Consider the following 7,207-nt stretch of genomic DNA (forward strand, 5'->3'; position numbering starts at 1 on the left):
CGGTGCGCCCTCGCCCGCCGCCCTCGCCCGGAAGGCTGGACCGCGGGCGTCGGCGACCCCGGATACGCGGATCGCCCGGGCGTCGGACCCGTCCGAGTGGGGACGGGTCGACGCCTCCGGCGCGGTGTTCGTCAAGACCTCCGACGGAGAGCGGCAGGTGGGATCCTGGCAGGCCGGCGCTCCGGAAGAGGGCCTGGCACACTTCGGCCTCAGGTACGACGATCTGGTGGCCGAGGTCATGCTCCTCGAGGCCCGTCTCGAGTCTCACCCGCAGGACGCGCGCAAGACGCGCGCGTCCGCCGAAACGCTCGCCGAACAGCTCCCGACCGCGGCCGCGGTGGGCGATCTCGACACCCTCGCGGCCCGGCTGGTGACAGTGATCGAACGGTCCGGCGCCGTCGAGGCCGAGGCGCGCCACCGTAAGGAGGAGGAACGCGCGACCGCGATCGCACGCAAGGAGGCGCTGGCCGTCGAGGCCGAGGAGATCGGGGAGTCCTCCACCCAGTGGAAGGCCGCCGGCGATCGCCTGCGGGAGATCCTCGACGAGTGGAAGACCATCCGAGGTATCGATCGCAAGACCGACGACGCCCTGTGGAAGCGCTTCTCCAAGGCGCGCGAGGCGTTCAACCGTCGCCGGGGTTCGCACTTCGCGGAACTGGACCGCAATCGGGCATCGGTGAAGCGGGTCAAGGAAGAGCTGGTCGAGCGCGCCGAGGCGATCTCGGGCTCGACCGACTGGAATGACACGGCGACCGCGTTCAGGCGGCTCATGGACGAGTGGAAGGCCGCGGGCCGCGCACCCCGCGAGGCCGATGACGCGCTGTGGAAGCGGTTCAAGGCGGCCCAGGACACGTTCTTCGACGCCCGCCATGCCGCGGCCGCCGAGAGGGACGCCGAGTTCGCCGGCAACGCGGATGCGAAAGAGGCGCTGCTCGCCGACTACGCGGGCCGGATCGATCCCCAGAAGGACCTCACCGCCGCGCGCACGGCCCTGCGGGAACTCCAGACCCGCTGGGAGGAGATCGGCAAGGTCCCGCGGGAGCGGATGGGAGAGCTCGAGGGAAGGATCCGGGCGCTGGAGAGGTCCGTGTCCGATGCGGCGGACGCGGAGTGGCGACGGACCGACCCCGAGGCCAAGGCCCGCGCCGCCCAGTTCTGGGTGCGCGTGGACGATTTCGAAGAGCAGGCGGCGAAGGCCGAAGCCGCGGGCAGGTCGAAGGATGCGGAGAAGGCCCGCGCGCAGGCCACGCAGTGGAGGGAGTGGGCAGAGGCCGCCGAGAACGCTGTCGACACCCGCTGAGCACGACGATCGTCAGTTGAGCCCCGCCTCTGAGGCGGGAGACGTGAGCAGGACCCCCTGAACGGTGGGGCTCCGGTTCACTCGCGGTGGCGCAGCGAGTCCTCGAGCTCTCGTTGCTCCGGCGTCCGCGCCCACAGCACGCCCGCCAGTGTCATCACCAGCAGCAGCACCAGGATGACGCTGACGTACATCCCGATCCCGGGGGCCCCGAAGTCCCGGAAATCCGGGTCGGGTCCTCGCCCGGACTGGCGCAGCCAGATCGCGAGCATCCCGTAGACGGCGGCGACACAACTCGCGCCCCACGCGATCCCCGCCGCCCACCACTTCTGGGTGATGATCATGACCGCGCCGAACAGGATGGCACCGGCCGAATAGATGAGGACGAACACGTGGGACGGCAGCGACGTCTCCTGGGCCCGGGCCGCTTCGGTGAAGAACAACACATCAAGACCGCGCACCCCGTCACTGTGGGGCAACACCAGTGCGGCCGCGAGCAGCACGATCAGGAGAGCCGACGCCAGATAGGCCTTGCCGATCACGAGAGTGTGGCCCAGGACCCGATCTTTCTGACGGAGCTCCGAGTTGACGGTGCCGGACTCCAGAATCCCTTCGATCGGGTCGGGGCGGTCAGCGGTGTTCACGTGGGGCATCCCTTCGGGGTGGTGTCGGGGGTGTCGGCGGCCCTCCGCAGGGTGGGCAGTCCGAGCCCCACCCCGATCGGTGGCGTCTCCGGCTTCTCACCGGCTTCGTGCCTGTCGCCCGCCCTGGTCGTCCGCAGGGTCAGCACTCCGTCATCGGCGAGCAGGTGGTGTGGTGCCGCCGAGGTGACTCGGGTGGTGACCACGTCGCCGGGACGGATCCGCCCGGCGTGCTCCCCCACCGGGGCGAAGTGCACCAGGCGGCCGTCGCGGGCCCGGCCGGTCATCCGAGCGGTCGCGGCGTCCTTTCGCCCCTGGTCCGCCGTGACGAGCAGCTCGACCTCACGACCGACCTGCTTCTCGTTCTCCTCGAGGGTGATCCGCTCCTGGAGCCGGATCAGTCTGTCGTAGCGCTCCTGCACCACGGACTTGGGGATCTGCTCGTCCATCGTCGCCGCCGGCGTCCCCGGTCGCGGTGAGTACTGGAACGTGAAAGCGCTGGTGAAGCGTGCTTTCTCGACGACGTCGAGAGTGGCCTGGAAGTCCTCTTCGGTCTCGCCGGGAAAACCGACGATGATGTCCGTGGTGATGGCCGCGTGCGGCATCGCGGCACGCACCCTGTCCAGGATGCCGAGGAAGCGCTCCGACCTGTACGACCGCCGCATCGCCCGGAGCACACGATCCGAGCCCGATTGCAGGGGCATGTGCAGCTGTGGGCACACGGCGGGGGTGTCGGCCATCGCCTCGATGACGTCGTCGGTGAACTCCGCCGGATGGGGCGAGGTGAACCGGATCCGTTCGATTCCCTCGACCCGACCGGCAGCGCGCAGCAACTTCGCGAAGGCTCCCCTGTCGGACGGCTCGGCAGGGTCGTGGAACGAGCGCCCGTAAGCGTTGACGTTCTGACCCAGCAGGGTGACCTCGAGGACACCCTCGTCCGCCAGCGCCCGCATCTCTGCGAGTACCTCTCCGGGACGCCGGTCCACCTCCTTGCCGCGGAGGGACGGGACGATGCAGAAGGTGCAGGTGTTGTTGCAGCCGACCGACACGGAGACCCAGCCGGCGTAGGCGGACTCGCGAGTCGCGGGGAGGGTTGACGGGAAGTGCTGGAGCGAGTCGGCTATCTCCACCTCGGCTCGTTCGTTGTGGCGCGAACGCTGGAGCAGGGTGGGGAGGTGACCGAGGTTGTGGGTGCCGAAGACGACGTCGACCCACGGTGCCCGCGAGACCACCACGTCCTTGTCCTTCTGCGCGAGGCAGCCCCCGACTGCGATCTGCATCCGCGGGTTGGCGTCCTTCCACGGTCGCAGATGGCCGAGCGTGCCGTAGAGGCGGTTATCGGCGTTCTCACGGACGGCGCAGGTGTTGAACACGACGAGGTCCGGCAGTGCGCCCCGTACGGGATCCGCCTCGCCCTCGAACGGGACGTATCCCGCTTCGTCGAGTACACCCGAGAGCCGCTCCGAGTCGTGGACGTTCATCTGGCATCCGAAGGTCCGCACCTGATAGGTGCGCCCCTCCACACGCTCGACACGCTCGACACCGGCGTCTCCGGCGGTCGTCTGCTGGTCGGTCACGAGAGTATCCACGCAGGCCAGGGTACTCAGGGCGACACCTGGGCCGCCAATTCGGCATCGACCACCGTCATCGCCAACCCCGTCGGATAACCCCGACGTCCGAGGAACGCCACCAACCTGCGCCGCTCCCCCTGGAGGTCGGCGGCGCGACGGGACCCGGTCGGCCGGCGCGCGAGCCGCGCCCGCACCAGCTCGGCGGCGTGGTCATGCTCGTCGCACTCGTCGATGTGGGAGACCGCCCTGGCGATGTGGGCCTCGGCGACACCCTTCTCGCGGAGCTCCCGCTCGAGGGCGCCACGCGACCGTCCGCGTCGGCGTCGGCGGCCTCTGACCCATTCCGATGCGAATTCGGCGTCGTCCACCAGGCCCCAGACCCGGACCCTGGCCAGCGCTGCGTCCACGGCGGCCGGCGCGTGGTCCTTACCCAGAAGCCTCTCGCGGAGTTCGTGTTCGCTACGGGGACGGTGGCGCAGGAGTCGGAGGGCCGCAGTCGCGGCGTCGTGGGCCTCGGGCGCCAACGGTGGCAGATCCGAGCTCCCTGACGACCTGGCCTCCACCGCGGCGATCGCCGCGCGTAGCTGCTCCGATGTGATCCGCCGCACCCGCTCGTCGGAATCAGGCTCCCGGACACTCATCAGAACTCGACAGGCACCACGTCGATGGGTGCGTCCTCATCTGCCTCCGCCTCGATCTCCGCGAGCTCCGCACCGGCCCCGATGTTGAGCTTGTCGAGAATCTTCCGCTCGATCTCATCGCGAACCGAGGGGTTCTCCTTCAGATACCGGCGGGCATTCTCTTTGCCCTGCCCCAGTTGGTCGGCACCGTAGGTGAACCAGGAACCCGACTTCTTGACGAACCCGTTCTCCACGCCCATGTCGATCAGCGATCCCTCGCGGCTGATGCCTTCCCCGTAGAGGATGTCGAACTCCGCGATCTTGAACGGCGGGGCGATCTTGTTCTTGACCACCTTGACCTTGGTGCGGTTACCCACCGCATCCGCGCCGTCCTTCAGGGTCTCGATCCTGCGCACGTCCAGGCGGACCGAGGCGTAGAACTTGAGCGCCTTACCGCCGGTGGTGGTCTCGGGCGAGCCGAACATCACCCCGATCTTCTCGCGCAGCTGGTTGATGAAGATGGCGGTGGTGTTGGTGTTGTGCAGCGCACCGGTCATCTTCCGGAGCGCCTGGCTCATCAGGCGGGCCTGGAGTCCCACGTGGCTGTCGCCCATCTCGCCCTCGATCTCCGCCCGCGGCACCAACGCCGCGACGGAGTCGACGACCAGGATGTCGATGGATCCGGACCTGACCAGCATGTCCGCGATCTCGAGCGCCTGTTCGCCGGTGTCCGGCTGGGAGACGATGAGGTTGTCCGTGTCCACACCGAGCTTGCGGGCGTACTCGGGATCCAGTGCGTGCTCCGCGTCGATGAACGCGGCGATACCACCGGCGGCCTGCGCATTGGCCACGGCGTGCAGTGCGACGGTGGTCTTACCCGACGACTCCGGACCGTAGACCTCCACGACGCGCCCGCGGGGGAACCCGCCGACTCCGAGTGCGACGTCGAGCGACAGGGCGCCGGTGGGGATCACCTGGACCGGCGGGCGGGTGTCGTCCCCGAGCCTCATGACCGACCCCTTGCCGTAGGCCTTGTCGATCTGGGCGAGCGCCAGCTCCAGTGCCTGCTCCCGATTCGGGGCGACGCCGGTCCGGGTTCCCGACTTGGCGGTGTTCTTGGGGGCCATGATGTTCTCCGTTCGTGCTCGACCACCGGTGTCGTGCCGGATGGTCTGTGTGGTCTGCTCTCTCGCGGACGCTACGGGTCGGGTACGACACGAACGACTCGCGCGAGCCCGGCACCCCTTCACTGTGGAGGGACGGCGCCCTGTGGACGGGCACTCCCGTCATCACGTGCCCCGACTATAGGCGAACGCGTGTTCGAGGGGCAACGACACGCCGCCCGGGTGTCAACGTAACGAGTCGGGAACCTCGAACTCGGCGCACAGGGCCAACCAGACCTGCTTGACCGGGGCGCCGGCGTCGATGGCCTCCTCCGCCGTGCGTCCGTCGAACGCCCCGAGGTGATGGGAACGTACGAGATGATCGGCTCGCAGGTCCCCGAAGGCCTCGACGGTCCGGGCCCTGAACTCCGTCAGAGTCACGTGCCCACCCTTTCACGACGGACGAGGACGGGCCGCCGGCGTCCTCACCGGCGGCCCGTCCTCGCACGATTCACTGCTGTTCGGTCTGCGCCTGCTGCTCCGGCGACGTCGCGGCCTGGGGCTGCCCCTGAGGGAGCTGGGACGCCGAACCGGTGCCCTGCCCGAGTTGGCCACCCTCCGCCTTCATCGACGCGCGGATCTGCTCGAGACGGCTGTGCCCGGCCATCTGCGTGGACGCCTGCTCGACCTCGAGCATCCGGCCCTGAACGGAGTTCTGGGCGAGCTCGGCCGAACCGAGGGCGTTGGCGTACCGCCGCTCGATCTTGTCCCGCACCTGGTCGAGATTCGGGGTGTTTCCTCCGGAGGAGACCTCGGACATCGACTGCAGCGACGCGCTGACCTGCTCCTGCATCTTGGCCTGCTCCAGCTGGCTGAGCAGCTTGGTCCGCTCGGCCACCTTCTGCTGGAGGACCATCGCGTTCTGCTCCACGGCCTTCTTGGCCTGGGCCGCGGCCTGGAGCGACTGGTCGTGCAGACCCTTGAGGTCCTCGACGTTCTGCTCGGCGGTGACGAGCTGGGCGGCGAACGCCTCCGCGGCGTTCTCGTACTCGGTCGCCTTCTGGGCGTCACCGTTCTGGCGGGCCTGCTCGGACATCTGGAGCGCCTGCCGCGTCGAACCCTGCAGCTTCTCGATGTCGGCCAGCTGCCGGTTGAGCTTCATCTCCAGCTGCCGCTGGTTGCCGATCACGGCGGCCGCCTGCTGGGACAGCTGCTGGTGCTGGCGCTGTGCGTCCGAGATCGCCTGCTGGATCTGGACCTTGGGGTCAGCATTCTCGTCGATCTTCGAATCGAACAACGCCATGAGGTAGCGCCATGCCTTGGTGAACGGATTGGCCATCGCTGCGTAGTGTCCTTCTGCCGATTCGGACGACGGGTCGTTACCACGGTACCGAACTACGCCGGGGAGCGACCACCGGGCGTTGCCGGGGCGGGATTCAGGCCGCGAGGACCGGTTCCCGCGGTGACACGGTCCCCGGGGCCGGGACGGTGCCCGGGGGCGAGACCTGGACGGCGGCCCTGATCAGGATCTCCCCGAGGGACACGTCGAGAGCGCCCGAGATCGACGCGAGGAGCTCACTCGAGGCCTCCTTGCGTCCGCGCTCGATCTCGGAGAGGTACCCGGGACTCACCCGGGCCGCGTCCGCGACGTCCCTCAGGGTCCGTCCCGTCTCGCCCCTCAGTCCGCGGAGCACCGTCCCGAGGGTCTCCCGGAGCAACGGGGGGCCGCTCCGGTGGTCCGGGTGGGGCAGCGTGGTCATCTGGATGTTCGGCATCACGGGGTACAACGCCTCATGCGCCCGATTCGTTCCCGCGGTAGCCGACGATCCCCACCAGCCGGTCGAGGGCCGCGTCGCAAGCAGCCCGGCGGATCGCGTCGCGGCCGCCTCGTAGTTCCAGCTCCGTCGACCACGGAGCGAGTCCCGGTGCACAGAACCCCAGGTAGACGGTCCCTACCGGATGCCCCTCCTGCCGG

The 7,207-nt window shown here is 69.1% G+C and carries 9 protein-coding genes; 1 reads left to right on the forward strand and 8 read right to left on the reverse strand.

Annotated features, from left to right (window positions below):
• A partial coding sequence (locus G6019_RS03805) for a DUF349 domain-containing protein (protein WP_194305427.1) occupies window positions 1-1,300 on the forward strand: 1,300 nt, incomplete at its 5' end.
• 77 nt (window positions 1,301-1,377) lie between these two features.
• Here G6019_RS03805 and G6019_RS03810 read toward each other — a convergent pair.
• The 8 genes from G6019_RS03810 to G6019_RS03845 all read right to left on the reverse strand — a co-directional run.
• The gene (locus tag G6019_RS03810) at window positions 1,378-1,950 is read right to left on the reverse strand and encodes an Rv2732c family membrane protein (protein ID WP_107756591.1); all 573 of its coding nucleotides are present in this window, start codon (window positions 1,948-1,950) and stop codon (window positions 1,378-1,380) included.
• Entirely contained in the window at window positions 1,938-3,461 is a 1,524-nt protein-coding gene (gene miaB / locus G6019_RS03815; protein ID WP_309230147.1) for a tRNA (N6-isopentenyl adenosine(37)-C2)-methylthiotransferase MiaB, read from the reverse strand. Before miaB ends, G6019_RS03810 begins: the two co-directional genes overlap by 13 nt.
• 80 nt (window positions 3,462-3,541) lie before the next feature.
• Window positions 3,542-4,150 (reverse strand): regulatory protein RecX, encoded by a 609-nt coding sequence (locus G6019_RS03820; protein WP_182612468.1) that lies wholly within the window; start codon window positions 4,148-4,150, stop codon window positions 3,542-3,544.
• Window positions 4,150-5,256 carry a recombinase RecA gene (recA, locus tag G6019_RS03825; protein WP_017836921.1) on the reverse strand — a complete coding sequence of 369 codons (1,107 nt, stop codon included), beginning with the start codon at window positions 5,254-5,256 and terminating at the stop codon, window positions 4,150-4,152. The genes G6019_RS03820 and recA overlap by 1 nt, the downstream gene beginning before the upstream one ends.
• Before the next feature lie 222 nt (window positions 5,257-5,478).
• Window positions 5,479-5,673 carry a DUF3046 domain-containing protein gene (locus G6019_RS03830; protein ID WP_107756594.1) on the reverse strand — a complete coding sequence of 65 codons (195 nt, stop codon included), beginning with the start codon at window positions 5,671-5,673 and terminating at the stop codon, window positions 5,479-5,481.
• A gap of 70 nt (window positions 5,674-5,743) precedes the next feature.
• The gene (locus G6019_RS03835; protein ID WP_107756595.1) at window positions 5,744-6,571 is read right to left on the reverse strand and encodes a PspA/IM30 family protein; all 828 of its coding nucleotides are present in this window, start codon (window positions 6,569-6,571) and stop codon (window positions 5,744-5,746) included.
• Between the two features lie 97 nt (window positions 6,572-6,668).
• Window positions 6,669-7,007 (reverse strand): helix-turn-helix domain-containing protein, encoded by a 339-nt coding sequence (locus tag G6019_RS03840; protein WP_107756596.1) that lies wholly within the window; start codon window positions 7,005-7,007, stop codon window positions 6,669-6,671.
• 16 nt (window positions 7,008-7,023) lie between these two features.
• Window positions 7,024-7,207, reverse strand: a 184-nt coding sequence (locus tag G6019_RS03845; protein ID WP_182627062.1) for a CinA family protein, incomplete at its 5' end; no start/stop codon positions are given.

The organism is Dietzia sp. DQ12-76, assembly GCF_014145045.1.
Taxonomy (GTDB): domain Bacteria; phylum Actinomycetota; class Actinomycetes; order Mycobacteriales; family Mycobacteriaceae; genus Dietzia.